20 protein-coding genes and 1 pseudogene are annotated in these 21,798 nt (G+C 69.6%); 18 read left to right on the top strand and 3 right to left on the bottom strand.

All coding sequences use genetic code 11. The annotated features are described in order from the left end of the window. Window positions 1-3 precede the first annotated feature (3 nt). The 5 genes from ACFWX1_RS09515 to ACFWX1_RS09495 are packed head-to-tail and all read left to right on the top strand — an operon-like array spanning window position 4 to window position 6,721. Window positions 4-4,077, top strand: coding sequence for a beta-ketoacyl synthase N-terminal-like domain-containing protein (locus ACFWX1_RS09515; protein ID WP_378385611.1), 4,074 nt, complete (start codon window positions 4-6; stop codon window positions 4,075-4,077). Next, complete coding sequence (locus ACFWX1_RS09510) at window positions 4,074-4,373, top strand: phosphopantetheine-binding protein (protein WP_378385609.1); 300 nt, start codon at window positions 4,074-4,076, stop codon at window positions 4,371-4,373. The genes ACFWX1_RS09515 and ACFWX1_RS09510 overlap by 4 nt, the downstream gene beginning before the upstream one ends. Window positions 4,374-4,377: 4 nt before the next feature. Next, window positions 4,378-5,163 carry an alpha/beta fold hydrolase gene (locus tag ACFWX1_RS09505; protein ID WP_378385607.1) on the top strand — a complete coding sequence of 262 codons (786 nt, stop codon included), beginning with the start codon at window positions 4,378-4,380 and terminating at the stop codon, window positions 5,161-5,163. After that, entirely contained in the window at window positions 5,160-6,296 is a 1,137-nt protein-coding gene (locus ACFWX1_RS09500; protein WP_378385605.1) for a glycosyltransferase, read from the top strand. Before ACFWX1_RS09505 ends, ACFWX1_RS09500 begins: the two co-directional genes overlap by 4 nt. Window positions 6,297-6,298: 2 nt before the next feature. Then, entirely contained in the window at window positions 6,299-6,721 is a 423-nt protein-coding gene (locus tag ACFWX1_RS09495) for a DUF302 domain-containing protein (RefSeq protein ID WP_378385603.1), read from the top strand. Window positions 6,722-7,204: 483 nt separating this feature from the next. Here ACFWX1_RS09495 and ACFWX1_RS09490 read toward each other — a convergent pair whose 3' ends face one another. Next, window positions 7,205-8,464, bottom strand: a complete 1,260-nt coding sequence (locus ACFWX1_RS09490) for a DUF222 domain-containing protein (protein WP_378385601.1) — start codon at window positions 8,462-8,464, stop codon at window positions 7,205-7,207. A gap of 206 nt (window positions 8,465-8,670) precedes the next feature. On the opposite strand from ACFWX1_RS09490, the pseudogene ACFWX1_RS09485 reads away from it, so the two are divergent. The 3 genes and pseudogenes from ACFWX1_RS09485 to ACFWX1_RS09475 all read left to right on the top strand — a co-directional run. Then, a pseudogene (locus ACFWX1_RS09485) lies at window positions 8,671-9,118 on the top strand (helix-turn-helix domain-containing protein); the annotation flags it as partial. Next, window positions 9,037-9,735, top strand: coding sequence for a class I SAM-dependent methyltransferase (locus tag ACFWX1_RS09480; protein ID WP_378385599.1), 699 nt, complete (start codon window positions 9,037-9,039; stop codon window positions 9,733-9,735). The pseudogene ACFWX1_RS09485 and the gene ACFWX1_RS09480, both read left to right, overlap by 82 nt. 72 nt (window positions 9,736-9,807) lie before the next feature. After that, entirely contained in the window at window positions 9,808-10,332 is a 525-nt protein-coding gene (locus ACFWX1_RS09475) for a DUF6228 family protein (RefSeq protein ID WP_378385597.1), read from the top strand. A 2-nt stretch (window positions 10,333-10,334) separates the two neighbouring features. Here the strand turns inward: ACFWX1_RS09475 and ACFWX1_RS09470 are convergent, their stop codons facing one another. Next, window positions 10,335-11,186, bottom strand: coding sequence for an ABC transporter permease (locus ACFWX1_RS09470; RefSeq protein ID WP_378385595.1), 852 nt, complete (start codon window positions 11,184-11,186; stop codon window positions 10,335-10,337). Then, window positions 11,186-12,127: an ATP-binding cassette domain-containing protein gene (locus tag ACFWX1_RS09465; RefSeq protein WP_378385593.1), complete on the bottom strand. Its 942-nt coding sequence runs from the start codon at window positions 12,125-12,127 to the stop codon at window positions 11,186-11,188. The genes ACFWX1_RS09470 and ACFWX1_RS09465 overlap by 1 nt, the downstream gene beginning before the upstream one ends. A 278-nt stretch (window positions 12,128-12,405) precedes the next feature. Between ACFWX1_RS09465 and ACFWX1_RS09460 the strand changes: the two genes are divergently transcribed. The 10 genes from ACFWX1_RS09460 (at window position 12,406) to ACFWX1_RS09415 (ending at window position 21,784) form a co-directional block, all read left to right on the top strand. Further along, window positions 12,406-12,777 carry a DUF6801 domain-containing protein gene (locus ACFWX1_RS09460; RefSeq protein WP_378385591.1) on the top strand — a complete coding sequence of 124 codons (372 nt, stop codon included), beginning with the start codon at window positions 12,406-12,408 and terminating at the stop codon, window positions 12,775-12,777. Between the two features lie 257 nt (window positions 12,778-13,034). Next, window positions 13,035-13,805, top strand: coding sequence for a hypothetical protein (locus tag ACFWX1_RS09455; RefSeq protein WP_378385589.1), 771 nt, complete (start codon window positions 13,035-13,037; stop codon window positions 13,803-13,805). Between the two features lies 1 nt (window position 13,806). Further along, window positions 13,807-14,610: an MlaE family ABC transporter permease gene (locus ACFWX1_RS09450; protein WP_378385587.1), complete on the top strand. Its 804-nt coding sequence runs from the start codon at window positions 13,807-13,809 to the stop codon at window positions 14,608-14,610. A gap of 4 nt (window positions 14,611-14,614) precedes the next feature. After that, the gene (locus ACFWX1_RS09445; RefSeq protein ID WP_378385585.1) at window positions 14,615-15,454 is read left to right on the top strand and encodes an MlaE family ABC transporter permease; all 840 of its coding nucleotides are present in this window, start codon (window positions 14,615-14,617) and stop codon (window positions 15,452-15,454) included. Further along, window positions 15,451-16,674 carry an MCE family protein gene (locus ACFWX1_RS09440; protein ID WP_378385583.1) on the top strand — a complete coding sequence of 408 codons (1,224 nt, stop codon included), beginning with the start codon at window positions 15,451-15,453 and terminating at the stop codon, window positions 16,672-16,674. Before ACFWX1_RS09445 ends, ACFWX1_RS09440 begins: the two co-directional genes overlap by 4 nt. Then, a complete protein-coding gene (locus ACFWX1_RS09435) occupies window positions 16,671-17,687 on the top strand; it encodes an MCE family protein (RefSeq protein ID WP_378385581.1) in 1,017 nt (338 codons plus the stop codon). Before ACFWX1_RS09440 ends, ACFWX1_RS09435 begins: the two co-directional genes overlap by 4 nt. After that, window positions 17,684-18,694, top strand: coding sequence for an MCE family protein (locus ACFWX1_RS09430; RefSeq protein ID WP_378385579.1), 1,011 nt, complete (start codon window positions 17,684-17,686; stop codon window positions 18,692-18,694). The genes ACFWX1_RS09435 and ACFWX1_RS09430 overlap by 4 nt, the downstream gene beginning before the upstream one ends. Further along, the gene (locus tag ACFWX1_RS09425) at window positions 18,694-19,698 is read left to right on the top strand and encodes an MCE family protein (RefSeq protein ID WP_378385577.1); all 1,005 of its coding nucleotides are present in this window, start codon (window positions 18,694-18,696) and stop codon (window positions 19,696-19,698) included. Before ACFWX1_RS09430 ends, ACFWX1_RS09425 begins: the two co-directional genes overlap by 1 nt. Then, complete coding sequence (locus tag ACFWX1_RS09420) at window positions 19,695-20,678, top strand: MCE family protein (RefSeq protein WP_378385576.1); 984 nt, start codon at window positions 19,695-19,697, stop codon at window positions 20,676-20,678. The genes ACFWX1_RS09425 and ACFWX1_RS09420 overlap by 4 nt, the downstream gene beginning before the upstream one ends. Beyond that, window positions 20,678-21,784: an MlaD family protein gene (locus tag ACFWX1_RS09415; RefSeq protein WP_378385574.1), complete on the top strand. Its 1,107-nt coding sequence runs from the start codon at window positions 20,678-20,680 to the stop codon at window positions 21,782-21,784. Before ACFWX1_RS09420 ends, ACFWX1_RS09415 begins: the two co-directional genes overlap by 1 nt. Window positions 21,785-21,798 lie beyond the last annotated feature (14 nt).

Raw genomic sequence — 21,798 nt, 5'->3', positions numbered from 1 at the left:
GCTGTGGGGCGCCAGGAGGCCGTGGCGATCGTCGGGATGGGCGTGTTCCTGCCCGGTTCGTCCACTGTGGACGAATACTGGCACAACATCGTCTCCGGCACGGACGCGGTCACCGAGATCCCGGCACACCGGCGGGACCCGAGCTTCCACGCCGGTGACGGCGGCGCGCCGGACCGCACCTACGGGCGGCGCGGCGGGTTCGTCGCCGACACCCTCGAGTTCGATCCGGCGGCGTGCGGCATCGTGCCGAGTTCGATCGACGGGATGGAACCGGACCAGCTGACCGCGCTGGCGGTGGCGGTCGCCGCCGTCGACGACGCCGGTGGCCTGGCGAAGCTCGGCGATCCCGAACGAGCCGGGGTGATCCTCGGCCGCGGCGGCTACCTTTCGCCGGGGCTGCTGCGTTTCGAGCAGCGGGTCCGGTCGGTCCGGCAGATCACCCACACCGTCGGCGAGCTGCTGCCCTCGGCGCGGCCGGAGGTCCTCGACCGGCTGCGGACCGCCTTGCTCGAACCGCTCGGCGAGTTCCGGCCCGACACGGCGATCGGGCTGGTGCCGAACCTGGCCGCCTCGCGGGTGGCGAACCGGCTCGACCTCGGTGGCCCGGCGTACACAGTGGACGCCGCGTGCGCGTCCTCGCTGGTGGCGGTGGACCAGGCGATCGGGGAACTCGCGCGGCGCCGCTGCGACGTCGTGCTGGCGGGCGGGGTGCACCACTGCCACGACGACACGTTGTGGTCGATGTTCACGCAGCTCGGCGCGCTGTCGCCGAGCCAGCGGATCAGCCCCCTTTCCCGTACCGCCGACGGCCTTCTGATCGGCGAGGGCACCGCGGTCGTGGTGCTCAAGCGGCTCGACGACGCGCGGCGTGACGGCGACCGGGTCTACGCGGTCGTGCGCGGCTCGGGGACGTCGAGCGATGGAAAGGGTGCGAGCCTGCTCAGCCCCGCCGTCACCGGTCAGACGCTGGCGTTGCGCCGCGCGTGGGCGTCGGCCGGGCTCGATCCGGCGGCGCCGGGCGCGCTCGGACTGCTGGAGGCACACGGGACGGCGACGCCGACCGGGGACGCGGCCGAGCTGGCCACGGTCGCCGAGGTGTTCGGCCCGCCCGCCGGGCCACGCGGGGTGATCGGCTCGGTCAAGTCGATGATCGGGCACACCCTGCCCACCGCGGGCGTCGCGGGCCTGGTCAAGGCCGCGCTCGCGCTGCGCCACGCCACCCTGCCGCCCACGCTGCACTGCGCGGATCCCCACCCGCTGCTGGAAAAGACCCGGTTCCGCGCCTTGTCCGAGGCGCAGCCGTGGGACGGCGGCGGCGTGCCCCGCCGGGCCGCGGTCAACGCGTTCGGCTTCGGCGGTGTCAACGCGCACGTCGTGCTGGAGGAGGGTGATCCCGCTCCGGCACGGCGTCGTCGCACCCGGGTCGGTGGCGAACCCGAGCGGGTGCTGCGGCTCGCGGCGTCCACTCCGGACGCGTTGCGGGAGCTGCTCGATCGCCCGGAACAGTCCGATGTGGAGGGTGCGGGCCCGTGCCGGATCGGCATCGTCGGCCCGGACGAGAAGCGGCTCGCGGTGGCCCGCCGGGTACTGGCGAAGGTCGCCGCCGAGGGTAAGTCCTGGCACGGCCCCAACGACATCTGGTGCTCGGTCGACCCGCTTTTGCGTCGGCCCGGGGCGAAGACGGCGTTCGTCTATCCGGGGCTCGAAGCCGACGCGGAACCGCACTGCGCCGACGTCGCCCGGCACTTCGGGCTCGAACGTCCGGAGTGGTCGACGGCGAGCGTGCTCGACCGCGCGTCGAGCGTGTCCCAGGTCGGGCTGATGCTCGACGCCGCGTTGCGGCGGATCGCCGTCACGCCGGACGCGGTGGCCGGGCACAGTGTCGGCGAATGGACGGCGATGCAGGCCGCCGGGATGTACCCCGCACAGTCCACATCGGACCTTATGGCGCAGTACTGGCCGCAGGGTTTCACCTTGCCGGAGGCGGATTTCCTGGTGCTGGGCTGTTCGGCGGAGCGCGCGGCCGAACTGATCGCCGGTGAACCGGAACTGATGATCTCGCACGAGAACGCGCCCCGGCAGACCATCGTGTGCGGCGACCCCGCGGCCGCGTCCCGGCTCGCCCGGCTGTGCGCCGGACGCGGAATCGTCGCGAGGACGCTCCCGTTCCGCTCCGGTTTCCACACCCCGCTGCTGCGTTCGCGGCTCGGCCCGTTCACCCGGCTCGTGGCGGAACTGGAGCTGAGCGCGCCGAGGATCCCGGTGTGGTCGGCGACCACCGCCCGGCCGTATCCGGCGTCGGCGGTCGAGGTTCGGGAGCTGTATCTGGCGCACCTGGTGCGCAAGGTCCGGTTCCGCGAACTGGTCGACGCGCTGTATGACGACGGCGTCCGCGTGTTCGTGCAGGCCGGCGCCGGGCAGGTCGGCTCGTTCGTGGCGGACACGCTGGGGGAGCGGCCGCATCTGGTCGTCGCGGCGGCGTCGGGTTCGCGTTCCGGGCTCGGCCAGCTGCGCCGCGTCGCGACCGCGGTGTGGGCGGAGGGCGGGCAGCCGCGGTTCGCCGCGCTGGAGCCCCGGCGGATCCGGCTCGACACGGCCGGTGCGCTGCTTTCGGTCGCCGAAGAAGCCAAGGGGATGCTGGAAGGCAGCGAGGCGCTGCCGGAGATTCCCGACGGCGTCCCGGACGCGATCGTCGCCGAGTTCACCGCGCTGCTCGCCGAGACCCGGCGAACCGCGGCAAGCGTCGTCAGCGCCGCGGCCAGGCGGGATCCCGAACACGCGGCGTCCACTGTGGACGTTTCGCTCGCCGCGATGCCGTATCTGGCCGACCATCGGTTCTTCCGGCAGCGGGAGGGCTGGCCGGACGAGGCGGACTTCCGGCCGGTCGTCCCCGCGACGACACTGGTCGACCTCGCCTGCCGGACGGCGGAACGGACGTGGCCGGGAACGGTGGCGACCGGAGTGGACAACGCGGCGTTCTCGCGCTGGCTGATCGCCGCGCCCGCCCAGCGCGTCCCGCTCTCGATGACCCGCGAGGGCGATCGGGTGCACGTCGAGATCGGGCCCTACGCCACGCTGAACGTCCACTTGGGACAGCGATATCCGGCGGCCCCGCTGCCTTTCCCGGTGCCGGGATCGGAAACCGCGCCCCCGTTGACCGCGGCCGAGGTCTACACCCGGCGGGAGATGTTCCACGGCCCGGCGTACCAGGGGCTGGTGCGGCTGAGCGGGATCGGCGAGCAGCACATCCGTGGCGAGCTCGTCGTGCCGCCCGCCCCTGGTGCGCTGCTGGACAACGTCGGCCAGCTGCTCGGCTGCTGGCTGATGAGCACCTGCCCCGACGGGCTGCTCGCGTTCCCCACCTCGATGGGCCGGATCACCTGGTACGGCCCCGAACCCGGGCCGGGGACGCGGCTGGGCTGCCTGGTCCGCGTCCGGCAGCCGCGGCCGGACGTGCTGGAGATGGACGCCGAACTCGTCCGCGACGGGAAGGTCCTCGCGAGGATCGAGCAGTGGCGCGACATCCGTTTCCCCTGTGACCGAGCCGCCCACCGCGTCTACGCCTTCCCCGACCGGCACCGGCTTTCCGAGACGCACGAGGGATCCTGGACGCTGGTCACCGACCGCTGGCCGAGCGTCGCGGCGCGCGACATCTACGCGGGGGTGTACCTCGGCGCGGGTGAACGGGCCGAGTACGCGGCCTGTGCGCCCCGGCGGCAACGAGGCTGGTTGCTGGAGCGGGTCGCGATCAAGGACGCCGTCCGCGCGCGGCTCGCCGCCGACGGCGTGGACGCGGTGTATCCGGCCGAAATCCGCGTGCACCCCGACGCGACCGGTGTTTCGGGGCTGTACGGCAGGAAACTGCCGGACCTCGCCGTCGCGGTCGCGCAGACCGGCGATCTCGCGGTCGCCCTCGTCCGCGACCGCGGCGACCCGGTGCCGCCCCGCATCGCCGTCCGGTCGGAGGAGGACGCGAGCGGGCTGGCCGACGAGATCGGGGCCGGCATGGAGTCGGCCGGGATACCGGGCCACGTCGTGGCCTGGAACCGTTGTGGGACAAACAGGAGCACGACATGACGATCGAACAGCAGTTGCCGGCTTCCGTCTTCGCCACCGTCGCCGAGTTGCTGGGCGAGCTGGTCGGCGACACCGAGGTGCTGGGCATCGAGATCACACCGGAGACCACGTTCCACGAGGACCTCCAGCTGGAGAGCATCGACCTGGTGACCTTCGCGAGCATCCTCGCCGAGCACTACGGCGAGGACGTCAACCTCGCGGAGTTCCTGGCGGAGAAGGATCTCGACGACGTGATCGGACTGCGGGTCGGCGACATCGCGGACTACGTCGCCGACCGGCTCGCCAGGCGAGGGTGACCCGATGCCGACGATGACCGTCAACGGGCTGCGGACGAACGTGCAGCTCGTGCCCGCCGGGGGCACCGAGACCGTGGTGTTCCTGCACGGGATGGGCACCGACAGCCTGGCGAGTTTCTACCTCACGCTGGCGCCGCCGATCGCCGCCGCCGGCATCGACGTGATCAGCTACGACCTGCGCGGCCACGGTAAGACGGAGCGTCCCGAAAGCGGGTACACCATCGCCGACTTCGTGGCCGACCTGGACGACCTGCTGCGCCAGGTCGCGCCCGAGCGGCCGGTACACTTGGTCGGGAACAGCTTCGGGGGCACGCTCGCCTACAGCTACGCGGCCGCGAATCCGGAGCGGGTGCGCAGCATCGTGTGCATCGAGTCGGAGCCCGCGACCGCGCTGTGGGCGGACAAGATGACCCAGATCCTCGAACACACCGTGCGGTTCCTGCAGGTCGAGGAGAGCTTCGCCTGGATCGAGGCGAACTACAGCGCCCACCACCGGCGGCTCGCGCGGATGGCGGCGGAGCGGATCATGTCGACCACGATGGCCGAGGAGGTCCCGCTCGGCCCGCTGCTGACCGCCGAGCAGGTGGCCGCGATCGACTGTCCCGTACTGTCCATTTTGGGCAGTCACGGCTATCAGTCCGACGACCTGGAAGCACTGACCTCGCTGCTGCCGCGCGGCGAGCTGCACGTGTTCGAGGGTCAGGGACACTCCGTGCTGGTCGAGCAGCACCGGGAAGTACGCGAACTGCTGATCAAGTGGATCGACCGGCACGGCGGGGCCGGGGGATGAGCCGGTTCCTGCTGGTCGTCCCGCCGCTCACCGGGCATGTGGCGCCGCTGCGCGCGGTGGCCGGTGAGCTGGCGGGCCGCGGCCACGAGGTCGCCTGGTGCGGTCCGGAACCCGCGACGTCGGAGCTGACCGGGGCGGCCGGGGTGTTCGCCGCCGGTGACGCGGAGCCGTTCGCGGTGGAACGGCGTCCCGAGGGACTGCGGGGCTTCGCGGCGTTGAAGTTCCTGTGGGAGCGATACTTGATCCCGCTCGCCGACGCCATGGTGCCCGGGGTCGCCGAGGCGGTGGTGGACTTCGGCCCGGACGTCGTCGTCGCCGATCAGCAGGCGTTCGCGGGCGCGCTGGTGGCGAGCCGATGCGGGCTGCCGTGGGTGACGTCGGCATCGACGTCCACCGAACTCCTGGACCCGCTCCGCGCGTTGCCCAAGATCGCCGCGTGGATCGACGATCTGCAGGACGGCCTGCGGGCCCGGCACGGCGTCACCTGCGGTGATCTGCGGTTTTCGCCGGAGCTCGTGCTCGCCTTCACCACCTGTGCGCTCGCGGGGCAGGCCACGCCCGGATCGGTGCGGTTCGTCGGCCCGGCGCCGGCACCGGCGCCCGCGGTGGATTTCCCCTGGCACGCGCTCGACGGCCGCCCGCTCGTCCTGGTCACCCTCGGCACGGCCAACGCCGAGGTCGGCCGCCGCTTCCTGGCCGAATGCGTCGACGCGCTGGCCGGGATGCCGGACGTGCAGGGTGTGGTCGTCGACCCGTCCGGTGACCTGATCGGCGACGGGGTGCTGCTGGCCACCCGGATTCCGCAGGCCGAGGTCGTGCGGCAGGCGTCGGCGGTGGTGTGCCACGGCGGCCACAACACGGTGTGCGAGTCGCTCGGCTCGGGTGTCCCGCTGGTGGTCGCGCCGATCCGGGACGATCAGTCGATGCTGGCGCAGCAAGTGGTGGCCGCCGGGGCGGGCGTGCGGCTACGCTTCGACCGCGCGAAGGCACCGGACATCCGGAAGGCGGTCGCGGCTGTGCTGTCCGAACCCCGCTATCCGGCCGGAGCCGCCGCGATCCGGGCTTCGTTCGCCGCCGCCGGGGGCGTCACGGCCGCCGCCGGCCAGCTGGAGTGTGTTGTGCCGAGGAGGTAGCCATGGGCGACGCCGGTCTGGTCACCGTCGCGTGCGAACTCCCGGTCCGCGAGACGATCGACCGGCTCGCCGAGGCCGTCATCGCCGCCGGTCTCATGGTGTTCGCCAGGATCGACCACGCGGGCAACGCCGCGCAGGCCGGACTTTCCCTGCGGCCGACGGAGCTGCTGATCTTCGGGCATCCGCGGGGCGGGACGCCGCTGATGGCCGACCGGCAGACCGCGGGCATCGACCTCCCGGCGAAGGCGCTGGCCTGGGAGGACGCGGACGGCCGGGTATGGCTGACCTACACCGAGGCCGCCTGGCTGGCCGAACGGCACGGTCTCGGGCCGGAGAGCAGGGCCGCCGTCGGGGCCATCGATCTCGGGCTCGCGACGGTGATCGGGCACGCCGCCGCGGGCGGCGATCCTCCGCCGTCGCGATGAGTCCACGAGTAAGACGCACTCCGCGGCGTCGCGAACGCTCCGTTGGGGCGTTGGGCCTGGTACCACTGGTCGGGTTTGCGCCCGCAGAGCCTTTTCGCACGTGACGAGACACGAAAGGCCCCTCAGCGCCGGGGATCGCGTTCGGCTTTCCTGCATCGGTAATCACAGCGGTCCCCTTTCACCGCATGAGTCGCATACTTGGAAGCGTCCACAATGCCGTGAAGGGGCCCTTACCGGCGCTCAGCGCCGGTAAGGAGGCCTTCACGTCCCATCAATCCACAAAGGATAAATAGGGGTAGTGCCCCACTCGTCGGGAGAAGTGCCGCGAGTAATGCTGCGCCTCGCAAGTCGCGCATTCCCCCGGTTCGCCGAATGCTCTCATGGGGCTTCATGCGTGACGATCCACAAAGGACGCGTCCGGCTGCCTTGCCGTTGAGGGCGTCCGGCGTAGCAGCCAACGCCGAGGCGTGATCGCGCGCGGGCTCAGGTTCTGAGGTGGATGGTGTTGCGTCGTGGTGTGCGGGTGGCGTCGAGCCAGGCGGGCGGGATGAATTCGGGGAGTCCGTCGGTGGTGATGCGGACTTCCCATTCGGAGCTGTGGATGAGCTTGTGGTGGACGGAACATAAGAGCACGAGATTGTCCACTTTGGTCTCACCATGATGTGCCCAATACACCACATGATGCGCCGTACAACGGTAAGCGGGCGCATCGCACCCCGGGAACGCGCAGCCGCCATCGCGGCGGATCAATGCCCGTCGGATGGCCGGGGTGGCGAGGCGTTGTGCCCGGCCGACGTCGAGGGGTTCGCTGTGTGAGCCCAAGACCATGGGGATGATCTTGGCGTCGCAGGCGAGTCGTCGTGCTTCGGCGGCGGTGATTTCGCCGAGTAGGTCGAGGGTGGCTTGTCCGATCCCGGATCGCAGCTGTTCCAGGCTGACGGTGACGACGATGTGGGTGGCTTCTCCGGCTTGGGTGGGTAGGTCGGGGTGTTCGGCCCACATCCGTACTAGTTCGGAGAAGGCGCAGCCGCGCCGTTCCCACTGGGTTCGGGTGTCGCGTCCGTCTTCTTCGGTGGCGGGACGGGGTTTCGCGAGTGGATCCAGCATCGCTTGCAGGCGTGCGGAGGTCTCGTCATCCACGCGGGCTTTGATCTGATGTCCGCCATCGCGGTGTGGGGCGATGGAGAACTCGGGTTGGAAGGGTTTCGGGTCCCGGGTTTTGGGCTCTTTCCCGTCGGGGTCGAGCTGGCTCAACAGGCGTCGCCCGGCGGCGCGGATCTCCCGGGGTCCGGCGGCGCGGGCGAGTTCGGCGAGGATTTTCTCTGCCTGCTCCCGATCTTCCGCTGACACGGTCTTGGGGAGTTTGTCGAGCACGCGGAGGATTTCGTCGATCTGGGCGGCGCCGACCGCGCCCTCGGCAGCGGCCTGCGCGGTCGCGGGCGCAGTAGGTGGCTGCTCGCCGGAAGTCAGGTCGCGGGTGCCGTTCAACGCCAACGCTCGCGCCGCCCGTGCCTTCGCTTCGGCGTAGGGAATGTTCAACGTCTCTTGCAGTAGCCGCACAAGACTTCCGTAGCCGGTGGTGTCGCGTATCCCGCGGCGTTCGAGTTCGGCCATGACCTCGCCCTGTACCGCGGCCTCACGACGCTGCACACACTCGGACTCCAGGAGCCTGTCCAGCAGGCAGCCCACATCCTCGCGCCACCACTCGGTGCGCGATTCCTGGGTGCTGCCGCTGGTACTCACAGCATCGACTTTACCCCGATTCTCGAACATATGTTCTACACGATCGAGTGAAGCTGTAGGTCGGGCTTGTCATCTTGCAGGACATGGGTGACGGTTCTGCATCAGGAGATCGGTGACAGTTCGGGCGGGGTTGGTGGTGACACTTTTGCCGTGAGGCTCGGGCTGTGGCTGTCAGTGAACCCATCGATGCTCGTGTCCGCCTCGCGATCTCGCAGTGGCCTGAGGACGCGCCCCGCAGGGCGGTCTCGACGTTCTGCGCCGAGCACGGCATCTCCCGCAAGTCGTTCTACGAGCTGCGCAAGCGCGCGAAGGCCGACGGGCCCGCCGCGGTGCTCGAGCCCCGGACCCGGCGCCCGAGGTCGAGCCCCTCGAAGCTGAGCGACGAGATCAAGCAGCAGGCCGTGGCGGTGCGTGCCGCGCTGGAGGCTTCCGGCCTGGACCACGGACCCATCAGCGTGCACGAGAAGATGCGCGATGGGCCTGGACCAGGTCCCCTCCACGGCGTCGCTGGCGCGCATCTTCCGCGAGGCCGGCGTCGCTCGCCGCGAGCCGAAGAAGAAACCGCGCTCGGCATGGCGGCGAATCGTCTACCCTGCCCCGAACGTGTGCTGGCAACTGGACGCCACCGAGTACGTCCTGACCGGCGGGCGGCGCAGGAACTGCCCTTTCCCGGCGGCGATTTCGACGCGTGTGTCTCGCATCTGGCGTTCATGCTGATGCCCGACATCGACCGGGTAGCCACGGAGCTGGCGCGAGTCCTGGTCCCCGGCGGGCGGCTGGCCTTGGTGCTCGACAACGCCCCAGCCGACCAGCAGATGCCACAGCTGGGCGACCGGCGCACCCGGGACCGCGAAGGCATCGACGAGATTCTCATCCCGGCCGGATTCGCGCCGGTCGAATGGACCACCAAGACGCTCGACCTGGGCGGCAGCGCCGAGCAGGTGTGGGCGTCCGTCTCGGCGATCTACAACTTCCTGCCGCTGGACCCCGCAGTCGTGAAATCGCTCAAAAGGAGTTTCTGGGGTTCCCCCAGCTCGCCGGACAGGGGGTGGCGTTGCCTCCGTTCTCCGGACCGGCGGCAGAGCCACCCGCGGCGACGATTGGTGACAAGTGCGGGTGGGGGCCGTTCTCTGCCTTGCCCTTGTGGCATAAGCGAAACCGAGCAGCCAGAGCGATGGGGCGTTCAAGGGACGGGAGTGTCACCACGACCGCGGCGATCGCAAAAGTGTTTCCGCGGAACAGCTTCGCGCTCCCGGCGCACCTTGCCGTGATCCGTCACAGTCCCAGGACGCGGTGTGATCACGTCGGCCACGAGTGTGCCGGGCGGCGAGTAGACTCACCGGGTGATCACGAAGTGCCCGCACGCCTGGTTGCGGCCCGAGACGGAACTGGCCTGCCTCGACGACGCCGAGGTCGTGGTCCGCTGCGAGCAGGACCCGGCAGTGTCGGTGTCCTTCGGGGAACGTCACGCGGCGGTGCACCCGTTGGACCGTCGTATGTTCTTCGTCGTCCGGGCTCAGGCGCCGGGGCTGGACGCCCGGCTGGAGAGCGTCACCAACTTCGTGATGGGCCGGGGTCTTGCGCGCTTCGTGGACGAACTGGACTTTCGTGGCTGGGAGGGCGAACAGCGGTGGGTCAACGCCGACCGTGACCTGAAGGTCGGTGCTGTCTACGGTTCTCGTGGGCACATCGCGCTGACGTGGACGCTGAAGCCGTGGCGTTCGGTTTACGGTGACTGGGAGGTCGCCGTCACCACGTGGCTGGAGGCCGGTGCGGCCAAGGACGAACTGGCCGCGCGGCTGCACGATTTCCTGACCGCGGACGGCTTTCCGGTCGACTATCACGAGAGTGCCAACGAGTTCCACTGACGTTACGGCAGCACCGCGCCGCGTGACGAGCGGAACGTGCGGGCCGCGACCCAGCCGCCCGCCACCGCGGCGACCGCTCCGATGCCCAGCGCGATCGGGATCGACCAGCCCGAGGGCCTGCCCAGTGCGAGCGCCCGGGCCGCGTCGATGGCGTAGGTGAGCGGGTTGACCGCGGAGATCACCCGCAGCCAGCCGGGCATGGTGTCGAGCGGCATGTAGGCGCTGGAGGAGAACATCAGCGGGAACATGACCACAAAGGACGCCATCTGCAGCGTCTCCGCCTTGCGCAGCCAGGTCGTGATCGCGACGAACACCCAGCTCAGGCACCAGCCGACGACGAGGGTCAGCACCAGCGCCGCGGTGACGCCGAGTATCCCGCCGGTCGGCCGGAAACCGAGCAGGGCCACGCTCGCGACGACGGTCACCAGCAGCTGGACACCGAGCCGCGCGGAATCGGCGATGGTGCGGGCCACCAGCACGGCCGAAAGGCTGATGGGCAGGCACCGCAGACGCCCGGTGAAACCGCTGTAGATCTCCGCGAGCAGGCCGGCGCCCGAACTCATCGCCGTGGTCATCGCGATGTTCACCAGGGTGGCCGGGACGAGGAAGTTCACATAGCCCTGGTAGGCCGCGACGCCGGGAAGCGTGCTGACACCGCTGAAAACCTGGCTGAACAGCAAAAGTAGCACGATCGGCTGCAGGAGCCCGAAGAACACCAGCCGCCGGTCGCCGAACGCGGTCCGCAGCGACCGGGCGGCGAGCACCCGGACCTGGGTGCCGAAACCGCTGTCCGGCCAGGCCGCGGGATTCGTCAGCGCGACTCGCGAGGTCGCCCGGTGCCGTGCCTCGGTCATCACGGTACCGCCGGATTCTGGTGCAGGGAAAGGTAGACGTCGTCCAGCGTCGGCTCGGCGACGGTGAGATCCCGCAGCGGCGCGCCGGCCGCGTCGAGGGCTCGGACGAGCACCGGCACGTCGGCCGGGCCTGACAGCGCGACGCCGAGCACCAGGCCGGACGCTGCACTGGTGCAGCGCATGCCCAGTTTGCTCAACGTGGTCAGTGCGCGGCGAGCCGCGAGGTCCGTGCCGAAGGTCAGGGTCGCGGTCCGCTCGCCGAGGCGGGCCTTCAGCTGCGCCGGCCGCCCGGAAATCGTGACGTGGCCCAGGCCCAGCACGACGACGTGGTCGGCGAGCCGGTCGGCTTCTTCGAGGTACTGCGTGGTGAGCACGACAGTGGTGCCTCGCGCGGCCAGCCGCTCGACGGTGCTCCACAGTCCGGCGCGGCTGATCGGGTCGAGCCCGGTGGTCGGCTCGTCCAGGAAGAGGACTTCCGGGTCGCCGACGAGGCCCGCGGCGAGATCGAGGCGCCGCCGCATGCCACCGGAGTACGTCTTCGCCGGGCGGTTCGCCGCGTCTTCCAGGCCGAACGCGGCGAGCAGCTCGGTCGACCGGGCACGGGCCTGGCGCGGGTTCGCACCCAGCAGCCGGGCGACGAGTTCGAGGTTGCCGCGTCCGGACAGGGCGTCGTCCACCGCGGCGAACTGGCCGGTGACCCCGATCCGTTTCCGCACCTGCCGCCCGGCACGCACGACGTCGAAACCGCACACCCGCGCGCTGCCCCCGCTCGGCCGGGTCCGGGTGCTGAGGATGTCGATGAGCGTGGTCTTCCCCGCGCCGTTGTGGCCGAGGACGGCGAGCACCGTGCCGCGCCCGACCCGCAGGGTGACGTCGGCGAGGGCGGTCACTTCCCCGTACTTCTTGGCGAGGCCGGTCACCTCGATGGCAGCCTGCTCCATCGCCGCTCCCTGGTTCGGTTCGGCCGAAAGTACCCAGCGGCCCGGTGTGTCCGCAATGAATTCCCGGCTACTGGCGGCCCGCGTGACAATTCCGGCCCGCGATCCCCGTATGCGGATCACAAAAACCGCGACGGCTTCCGGAGTGACAGTTCCGGCGCACGGGGCACTGACCGGCGTGACAAAAGCTCCCCGGGGTGATTGCCGGGGTGTGGTACCGGAGGTACTTTGGCCGCTGGCGTGTTTCGGCTCCGTCGCCGTGATTATCTCGTTTTCCGGGAGTGACCGATGTGAAGTTCTCGCCGAAGTCGAAAAGACCCTTCCACGCGACGGTGGCCGGTGCCGCGGCCGTGATCGCGGCCACCCTGGGCATCGCTGGGGCGGACCCGGGCCATGCGGCGTCGCTCACGCTGAAGTGCACCTGCCCGTTCCCGTTGATCGGCGAGCAGACCCTCGTGGTGAAGATCGGCACCGGACTGCCCGGTGACGCGGTGGCGGGGAAGACGGCAGGCCCGATCACGTTCGAGGTGGGCGTCGCCGTTCCCGCGGACTCGGCCGCCGGGCTGGCACTGGGCGGCGCCACCACGATCGAGCCGTGCCCCGGCGTGCTCGCTTCGGGTGCGGGAAACCTCCTCGAAGCGAACCAGGCGTAGCAGTGAGTCTCCCGCGGTAGTTCAGGAACAGGCCGCCGCGTGTGCTCCCGGCGCACTCGTGGCGGCCTTTCCGGTGTCCGGGGCGGCGAAATTTGTGATCCAGCACGAGAAAGGAGCATCCCCGGACAGTCAGTCGGATAACAAGAAAAACCCTTTCCCCGGCGAAGTGTCGGTATTCCTTGTTTCCGTGCTGGCCCGCCAGTAACGTGCTCTTCCAGTGGCCGATCGGCCGGGGAATTCGAAGTGAGGAAGCCCGAATGTCAGCGATGATAGGGCGCGTTTCGCGCGCTTTCCTGTTCCCGGCGGTGCTGGGGCTGGTCACGCTGTCGCTGGCTTCCGCGTCCTCCGCCGATCCCGCGCCCGGCGCGGTGGCAGCCGCCCCGCAGGCGCCTGCCGCCGATTTCCGCCTGCCGTTCGGGTTCTACGTCGGGGACGAGCAGCAGCCGACGACGAGTCACGTCGCCAAGCTCGGTTCGGACATCACCTTCCCGCAGGGCCGGTTCGACGGCGCGATCCTCGGCATGTCCGGGCGGGTGCCGATCACCGGGAAGCTGTCGATCCCGGTGACGTCGAGCTACTTCGTGTCGTTCCGGTTCATGCCCGCCACCGGCACGGTCGAGCTGGTCCCGGATGGCGATTCCACCGGCACCGTGCTGATCCTGCCCAGCGACCAGTGCAAGGCGGTCGGGACGAGCCTCTGCGCCGACTCCGAGGTCACGTCGAAGGTGTTCATCAAGCTGTCGAACGTCAAGGTGGACGGCAAGGTCCTCGACGTCGGCCCGAACTGCCGCACCGCGCAGCCCGCGTCCGTGACGATCAAGGCGATCCTGCCGTTGCAGGCGAACAACCCGCCGCCCGCCAAGGTCACCACGACCTTCGCGACACCGCCGTTCGCGGGCTGTGGCGTTCGTGAGGACCTCAGCCCGTTGCTCACCGGCCTCGTTTCGGGGCCCGGCAACACCCTGGTGACGAACCTCAAGCTGCGCTGTATCGGCTCCGGCGGTCCGCCGAACGGTTGTGGTGCCTGACATGACGAGCCCAGCCACCCTGCTTGCCCGCGCACCGGAGAAGGCCGCGAACGCACTCCGCGAATTCGGCCGGATGTGCGCGATGGGCCTCGACGTCATCCTCGCGATGTTCCGGCGCCCGGTGCAGATCCGCGAGTTCATCCAGCAGTTCTGGTTCATCGCCAGCGTCTCGATCACGCCGGCGATCCTGGTCTCGATCCCGTTCGGCGCGGTCCTTTCGCTCCAGCTCGGCTCGCTGACCAGCCAGATCGGTGCCCAGCAGTTCAACGGCGCGGCCAGCGTGCTCGCCGTCGTGCAGCAGGCGAGCCCGATCGTGACGACGCTGATCATCTCCGGCGCTGGTGGCAGCGCGATCTGCGCCGATCTCGGCGCCCGCACCATCCGCGAGGAGATCGACGCGATGGAGGTGCTCGGCGTCTCGCCGATCCACCGCCTCATCGTGCCGAGGGTCCAGGCCGCCATCGGGGTTTCGGTGCTGCTCAACGGATTGGTCAGCGTCGTCGGCGTGCTCGGCGGCTACTTCTTCAACGTCGTGGTGCAGGGCGGGACCCCTGGTGCGTACCTGGCCAGCTTCAACGCGCTGGCCCAGCTGCCCGATCTGGCGGTCAGCACGATCAAGGCGTTCATCTTCGGCTTCCTCGCCGGGGTGGTGGCCTCCTACCGGGGACTCAACCCGAAGGGCGGGCCGAAGGGGGTCGGCGACGTCGTCAACCAGTCGGTGGTGATCACGTTCCTGCTGCTGTTCTTCGTCAACACCATCCTCACCGCGCTGTACCTGCAGCTCGTCCCGGCGAAGGGAACCTGAATCCGTGACCAGCGTTCCCGAACGCGCCCGCGACGCGCTCAAGCGGCCCGGCAACAGCCTCTTCGAGCTCGGCGACCAGCTGCTGTTCTACGTGCGCGCGCTCGCCGCCACCCCGATGGCGGTGACCCGTTACTTCCGTGAGGTGGTGCGGCTGCTGGCCGAGGTCACCTTCGGCAGCGGCGCGCTCGCCGTCATCGGCGGCACCGTCGGTGTGATGGTCGGCCTGTGCGTGTTCACCGGGATCACGGTGGGCCTGCAGGGGTTCAGCGCGCTGAACCAGATCAACATCTCCGCGATGACCGGCTTCCTGACCGCGTACTTCAACACCAGGGAGATCGCGCCGCTGTCGGCGGGGCTCGCGCTGTCCGCGACGGTCGGGGCCGGGTTCACCGCGCAGCTGGGCGCGATGCGGATCTCCGAGGAGATCGACGCGCTCGAGGTGATGGCGGTGCGCAGCATGCCGTACCTCGTCACCACCCGGATCGTCGCCGGGTTCATCGCGATCATCCCGCTGTACGTCATCGGCCTGCTGATCTCCTACCTCGGTTCGCGCGTGACCACGGTGGTGTTCTTCGGCCAGTCCGGCGGCACCTACGACCACTACTTCACGCTGTTCCTGCCCCCGGGTGACGTCCTGTGGTCGTTCGGGAAGGTGCTGGTGTTCAGCGTCGGCGTCATCCTCACGCACTGCTTCTACGGCTACCGCGCCTCCGGTGGCCCCGCCGGGGTCGGCGTCGCGGTCGGCCGCGCGGTCCGGACGTCGATCGTGCTCATCAGCGTCCTGGACCTGTTCCTCAGCCTGGCGATCTGGGGTTCCACCACGACGGTGAAGGTGTCCGGATGAGCAGGCGGTTCCGGACCCAGACCGCCGGGGTGGCCTTCCTCGCCATCCTGGTGCTGCTCGGCTGGTTCGCGGTCGCGGTCTACAACAAGGACTTCGAGCGCGTCGAGGTGGTCACGCTCAAGACCGACCGGGTCGGCAACCAGCTGGCGCCGCCGGCGGAGGTGAAGGTCAAGGGCGTGCCGTTCGGCGAGGTGCGGGCGGTGCGCAGCAGCGCGTCCGGGGCGGAGATCGACCTCGCGCTCGACCCCGCGAAGATCGCTCAGCTCCCGCGGAACGTTTCCGCGCGGCTGCTGCCGAAGACGGTGTTCGGCGAGCGGTACGTCAACCTCGTGCTGCCCGACCAGCCCGCGGGCGGGTCGCTGCGCTCCGGCGACGTCATCGTCCAGGATCACTCGGCCAACGCGATCGAACTGGAGCGGGTGCTCGGCGACCTGCTCCCGCTGCTGCGCGCGGTGCAGCCGCAGAAGCTCAACAGCTCGCTCGGAGCGATCTCGCAGGCGCTCGACAACCGCGGGAAACCGTTGGGGGACAGCATAGTCCAGCTCAATGATCTGCTGGGGAAGGTGAACCCGCTGATGCCGCAGTTCAAGGCCGACATCACCGGCCTCGCCGACGCCGCGGATCTCTACACCGGCGCGGCGCCGGACATCCTGCAAGCGCTGTCCGACCTTTCCACCACCGCCAAGACCATTGTGGACACCCGGGCCGACCTCGACGCGCTGTACAAGAGTGTCACCACCGCGTCCGGCGACCTGAACGGGTTCCTGGTGAAGAACAAGGACAACATCATCGGCGTCAGCGTCAAGAGCAGGCCGACGCTCGAGCTGCTTTCCCGTTATTCCCCGGAGTTCCCGTGCCTGTTCGACGCGGTGAACCGGCTGAAACCGGTGATGGAGAAGGCACTGGGGAAGGGCACGAACGAACCGGGCCTGCACGTGAAGCTGTCGGTCCACGATCCGCGGGACAAGTACGTGCCCGGCCGGGACAACCCGGTCTACAACCAGAAGGGTGGCCCGCGTTGTTACGGCGGAGGCGGTACCTCGGCCGCGCCCGCCTTCGCCACCGACGGTGATCTCGGCCCGGCGAACTCGGCGGGGGAGCGGGGGCTGGTCGCCGAGATCCTCGCGCCGTCGCTCGGGGTGCGGCCGCCGGAGGTCCCGGACTGGAGCAGTGTCCTGGCCGGGCCCGCGTTGCGGGGCACGGAGGTGACCGTCCAATGAGGAATGTCGTGGGCCCGGCGATCAAGGGCCTGATCTTCTTCGTGATCACCGCGGTCGCCACCGGGATCCTGGCCATCACCATCGCGAACTCCGGGGTGGGCACGACGATCGGCTACACCGCGAGGTTCACCGACGCGACCTCGGTCAACCCCGGGGACGAGGTCCGCATGTCGGGCGTGCGCATCGGCCAGGTCGACTCGGTGGCGGTGGTGGAGCACCGGCTGGCGGACGTGAAGTTCTCGGTGGACGTGAAGCACCGGCTCTGGTCGTCGGCGTCGGTCACCATCCGCTACCGCAACCTCGTCGGACAGCGGTACCTGGCGGTGGATCCCGGGGAAACCGGCACCTCGACCACCTTGGCCGAGGACGCGCTGATCCCGCCGGAGCGCACCCATCCCGCGCTGGACCTCACCGCGTTGTTCAACGGGTTCAAACCGCTGTTCCAGGCGCTCTCGCCGAACGACGTCAACCAGCTGTCCTTCGAGATCGTCCAGGTCCTGCAGGGCGAGGGCGCCACGATCGACAGCCTGCTCAAGCACACCGCGTCGCTGACCTCCACGCTGGCGGGCAAGGACGAGGTGATCGGCAAGGTGATCGGGAACCTCAACACCGTGCTCGACACGCTCAACTCCCAAGGCGACCAGTTCGACAAGCTCGTCGACACGACGGCGCAGCTGGTGACGGGTCTCGCCGGCGACGCGAAGCCGATCGGACAGGCCATCGGCGGCCTCGGCGAGCTGAGCACCGCCACCGCGAACCTGCTCCAGGAGGGCCGTCAGCCGCTCAAGGACAGCATTACCACCCTGGGCGACCTGTCGAAGAACCTCGCCGACAACACCCCGGTGTTCGAGCAGTTCATCGCGAACCTGCCGAAGAAGCTCGACCGCATCGGCACGCTCGTGTCCTACGGCTCGTGGTTCAACTTCTACCTGTGCTCGGTGCGTTCCGACGCGGCGCCCGCTCCGGGCGGCCCGCCCGTCGGGATACCGGTCACGCAGGGACGGTGCCGATGAAAGCGCCTCGTATCAAGCCTTTCCGCGCGCGTAATCCGATCGCGGTCGGCGCCGTGACGGCGTTGCTGATGGCGATCCTCGGCTCGGCGACGTTCTTCTCCGACGACCTGCCGTTCATCGGCGGCGGGACGACGTACGCGGCGGAGTTCCACGAGGCCGCCGGTCTCAAGCCCAACGACGAGGTCCGCGTGGCCGGGGTGAAGGTCGGCGAGGTCACCGACGTCCAGCTGGCCGGGGATCACGTCAAGGTGCTCTTCCGGGTCAAGGACACCTGGGTGGGCAACCGGACCACCGCCTCGATCAAGATCAAGACGTTGCTGGGACAGAAGAATCTCGTGCTCGACCCGGTGGGCAACGCCGAACTCGACCCGGATCAGCCGATTCCGCCGGAGCGCACCACGGCGCCGTATGACGTCACTGCGGTGTTCAACGATCTCGCCAGCACCGTCGGCGCGATCGACACGAACCAGCTCGCGGAGGCGTTCCGGACCTTGTCGAGCACGCTCGGCGCGTCGGCGCCGCAGGACGTGCGGACGGCCTTCGACGGCATCACCGCGCTGTCGAAGACCCTCGCGTCGCGCGACGACGAGCTGGTGAAGCTGTTCGCCAATACGAACAAGGTGTCCAAGACCCTGGGCGAACGCTCGCAGCAGATCGAGTCGCTCATCCGCAACGGGAACACCCTGCTCACCGAGCTGAACGCGCGCAAGGACGCCATCGCGAAGCTGTTCAGCGGGGTGAAGAACCTGGCGGTGCAGCTCAAGGGGCTGGTGGCGGACAACCAGAAGACGCTCGGGCCCGCGCTGGATCAGCTCGACCGCGTCGCGACCGTGTTGCAGCGCAACCAGGACAAGCTCAACGACAGCCTGCGGCTGGCCGGGCCGTTCTACCGGCTGCTGGGCAACGCGGTCGGCAACGGGCGCTGGATCGACACCTACATCTGCGGGCTCGTCCCGACCGGCACCACACCCGGCAGCTGCATGCCGTCGAGGAACGGGGGACGCTGATGGCCCGTCATCTCATGCTCGTCGATCTCGGCGCGCGGGACCGCCGCCGAGCCTGGCTGCGGCGGCTCGCGGTCGTCGTCGTGGCCGGGCTGCTGGTCACCGCGGTGTGGCCGTTGGTGACGAAACCCGCCGACCGGACGCTGATCGCGTCCTTCACCGCGGCGGTCGGGATCTACCCGAACTCCGACGTCCGGGTGCTCGGCGTCGCGGTCGGCTCGGTGACCAAGGTCGAGCCGAAGGGCACCGACGTCGAGGTGACCATGTCGCTGCGGCCCGAGCTGAAGCTGCCCGCCGACGTCGGCGCCGTCGTCATCACGCCGAGCCTCGTCGCCGACCGGTACGTGCAGCTGACGCCGGTGTACACGAACGGGCCGGAACTGGGTGCGGGCGGCCGGATCCCGCCCGCGCGCACGGCGACGCCGGTGGAGGTGGACCAGCTGCTGGGCAGCCTCCACCAGCTGATGACCGCGCTCGGGCCGCAGGGCGCCAACAAGGACGGCGCGGTGAGCGACGTGCTGACCAACGCCGCGAAGTACATGGACGGCAACGGAAAGCCGCTGGGGCAGGCGATCAAGAACCTCGGCGAGTTCGCCCGCACGGCGAGCGATTCCAAGGACGACCTGTTCAACTCCGTCGACAACATCAGCAAGTTCACCGCCATGCTCGCCGCGAACGACGGCCAGGTGAAACAAGCCATCCAGCAAGTGGCGTCGCTCAGCAAGATCCTCGCCGACCAGCGGGACCAGTTCTCCGGAGCACTCAACGAGCTGACCCAGGCGCTGGGCGTGGTGCAGGGCTTCATCAAGGACAACCGCGGCAAGGTCAAGTCCGATGTGGACAAGCTGGCCGAGATCACCAAGGTGCTCGCCCAGCAGAAGGCGTCGCTGGGCGAAGCGCTCGATACCGCGCCGAACGCGCTGACGAACCTGCTCGGCGCGTACAACCAGGCGGACGGGACCATCGACGGCCGCGGGAACCTGACCGAGTTCTCGGGGGTGAAATGAAACGGCAGCTGAAGGTCGCCGCCGTGCTGGCGGTCACGCTGGCCGCGACGGGGTGCAGCGCCGGGGTCGACGTCTACGACATCCCGCTGCCCGGCGGTGCCACGCTCGGCGAGCACCCGATCCACGTCACGGCCAGTTTCACCAATGTGCTGGACCTCGTGCCGCAGTCCGGGGTCAAGGTCAACGACGTCCCGGTCGGCCAGGTGCGGACGGTCGAGCTGGCGCCGGACGGCCGCAGCGCGGTGGTGGGGCTGCTGATCAACGGCGACGTGCGGCTCCCGGCCAACGCCGTGGCGCGGCTGCGGCAGGCGAGCATCCTCGGCGAGAAGTTCGTCGAACTCGCGGCGCCCGGCGATGCCAGCCCGCACGGGCGGCTGGTCGACGGCGCGGTCATCCCGCTCGACCGCTCGTCGCTCACCCCGGAGATCGAAGAGGTCTTCGGCGCGCTTTCGCTGCTGCTCAACGGCGGTGGCGTCGCGCAGGTCCAGAACATCAGCCACCAGCTCAACGACGCGCTCGGCGGCAAGGAGACGGCCGCGCGCAGCCTGCTGTCCAGTTTGGACACCTTCGTACGCGGTCTCGACGAGCACAAGTCCGAGATCACCCGCGCGATCGAGAGCGTCAACAAGCTCGCCGGGACGTTGAACGCGAACACCGACAAGATCAAGACGACGCTCAACGGGCTGACGCCGGGCATCGACGTGCTCAACCAGCAACGCCAGGCGCTGGTCGGGATGCTGAAGTCGCTGGACGGGCTCACCTCGGTGGCGGTCGACACCGTCAACCGCAGCAAGAACGACCTCGTCGCCGATCTCAAGGCGCTCGAACCGATGCTGCGGCGGCTGGCCGACTCGGGGGACAAACTGCCGAAGGCGATGGAGATGATCTTCACCTACCCGTTCCCCGACGCAGCGCTCGACGCCATCCGCGGCGATTACCTGAACGGGTTCCTCGACTTCAAGGCACAGGGTGGCCGCTGATGCTGACCAAGCTCGTCCGGGCGCAGGTGGTGGTGTTCGTGATCATCGCCGTGCTCGGCGTCGCCTACGTCGGGGCGACCTACGCCGGGCTCGACAAGCTGGTGCTCGACCGCGGATACACCGTCAAGGCGCGGTTCACCAGTGGCGGCGGGATCTTCACCAACGCCGAGGTCACCTACCGAGGGGTGCCGATCGGGCGTGTCGGCGACCTGCGGCTGATCGCCTCCGGGATGGAGGCGGACCTGACCATCGACCCGGGCACCCCGCAGGTCCCGGCCGACACCGAAGCGGTGGTCGCGAACCGGTCCGCCGTCGGCGAGCAGTACGTCGACCTGCGCCCGCGCCGCGACAACGGCCTGATGCTGCACGACGGGTCGGTGATCACCCAGGACGACACGAAGATCCCGCTGCCGGTGGACGTCGTTCTGTCCAGTGTGGACTCTTTCGCCGCGTCGGTGCCGAAGCCGGCGCTGCGCACCGTGGTGGACGAGCTGTACAACGCGACGTCGGACGCCGGCCCGGCGCTGGACCAGCTCGTGGGCAGGGGCATCGAGTTCGTCAAGGCGGCGAGCGCGCACGTCGCGCCGCTGACGACGTTCGTCACCGACGCGCATACGGTGCTCGACACCCAGATCCAGCAGGCGGAGGCGATCCGGAGCTTCGGCGCGAACGCGAAGCTGCTCGCCGAGACGCTCAAGAACTCCGACGGCGACCTGCGGAAGCTCATTCCCGCGGTGCCGTCGGCGGCGAACGAGGTGAGCACGCTGCTGCGGGAGGCCGGGCCGAATCTCGGTGTCCTGCTGGCGAATCTGCTGAGCACCGCGGATGTGCTGGAGTCCCGGCAGAACGGCCTCGAGCAACTGCTCGTCACCGCGCCCAAGGCCGTGGCCGCCGGTAACGCGATCGTCGGGCCCGACGGCGCGCACATCGGGCTGTCGCTGACGTTCTTCGACCCGCCGCCGTGCGTCACCGGTTACGGCACCGGCTACCGCGACGGGCTCGACACGTCGGCTCGGCCGCTGAACACCGCCGCGCGGTGCGCCCTGCCGAAGGGCGATCCGACGAACGTGCGCGGATCGCAGAACGCGCCGGTCGGAGGCCGGTGAAGGGAGTGAAGGCG

Origin of the sequence: Amycolatopsis sp. NPDC059021, from assembly GCF_042739895.1 — a bacterium.
Classification (GTDB): Bacteria; Actinomycetota; Actinomycetes; order Mycobacteriales; family Pseudonocardiaceae; genus Amycolatopsis.
Note: the sequence above shows the minus strand (reverse complement) of the source record. Positions and strands in the feature narration are given on the sequence as shown.

Coding starts and splice junctions, on each gene's coding strand:
- ACFWX1_RS09450 (WP_378385587.1), top strand. CDS start 13,807: ATGACGAGCCCAGCCACCCTGCTTGCCCGCGCACCGGAGAAGGCCGCG.
- ACFWX1_RS09500 (WP_378385605.1), top strand. CDS start 5,160: ATGAGCCGGTTCCTGCTGGTCGTCCCGCCGCTCACCGGGCATGTGGCG.
- ACFWX1_RS09415 (WP_378385574.1), top strand. CDS start 20,678: ATGCTGACCAAGCTCGTCCGGGCGCAGGTGGTGGTGTTCGTGATCATC.
- ACFWX1_RS09440 (WP_378385583.1), top strand. CDS start 15,451: ATGAGCAGGCGGTTCCGGACCCAGACCGCCGGGGTGGCCTTCCTCGCC.
- ACFWX1_RS09505 (WP_378385607.1), top strand. CDS start 4,378: ATGCCGACGATGACCGTCAACGGGCTGCGGACGAACGTGCAGCTCGTG.
- ACFWX1_RS09510 (WP_378385609.1), top strand. CDS start 4,074: ATGACGATCGAACAGCAGTTGCCGGCTTCCGTCTTCGCCACCGTCGCC.
- ACFWX1_RS09430 (WP_378385579.1), top strand. CDS start 17,684: ATGAAAGCGCCTCGTATCAAGCCTTTCCGCGCGCGTAATCCGATCGCG.
- ACFWX1_RS09435 (WP_378385581.1), top strand. CDS start 16,671: ATGAGGAATGTCGTGGGCCCGGCGATCAAGGGCCTGATCTTCTTCGTG.
- ACFWX1_RS09480 (WP_378385599.1), top strand. CDS start 9,037: ATGGCGGCGAATCGTCTACCCTGCCCCGAACGTGTGCTGGCAACTGGA.
- ACFWX1_RS09420 (WP_378385576.1), top strand. CDS start 19,695: ATGAAACGGCAGCTGAAGGTCGCCGCCGTGCTGGCGGTCACGCTGGCC.
- ACFWX1_RS09470 (WP_378385595.1), bottom strand. CDS start 11,186: ATGACCGAGGCACGGCACCGGGCGACCTCGCGAGTCGCGCTGACGAAT.
- ACFWX1_RS09465 (WP_378385593.1), bottom strand. CDS start 12,127: ATGGAGCAGGCTGCCATCGAGGTGACCGGCCTCGCCAAGAAGTACGGG.
- ACFWX1_RS09425 (WP_378385577.1), top strand. CDS start 18,694: ATGGCCCGTCATCTCATGCTCGTCGATCTCGGCGCGCGGGACCGCCGC.
- ACFWX1_RS09495 (WP_378385603.1), top strand. CDS start 6,299: ATGGGCGACGCCGGTCTGGTCACCGTCGCGTGCGAACTCCCGGTCCGC.
- ACFWX1_RS09455 (WP_378385589.1), top strand. CDS start 13,035: ATGTCAGCGATGATAGGGCGCGTTTCGCGCGCTTTCCTGTTCCCGGCG.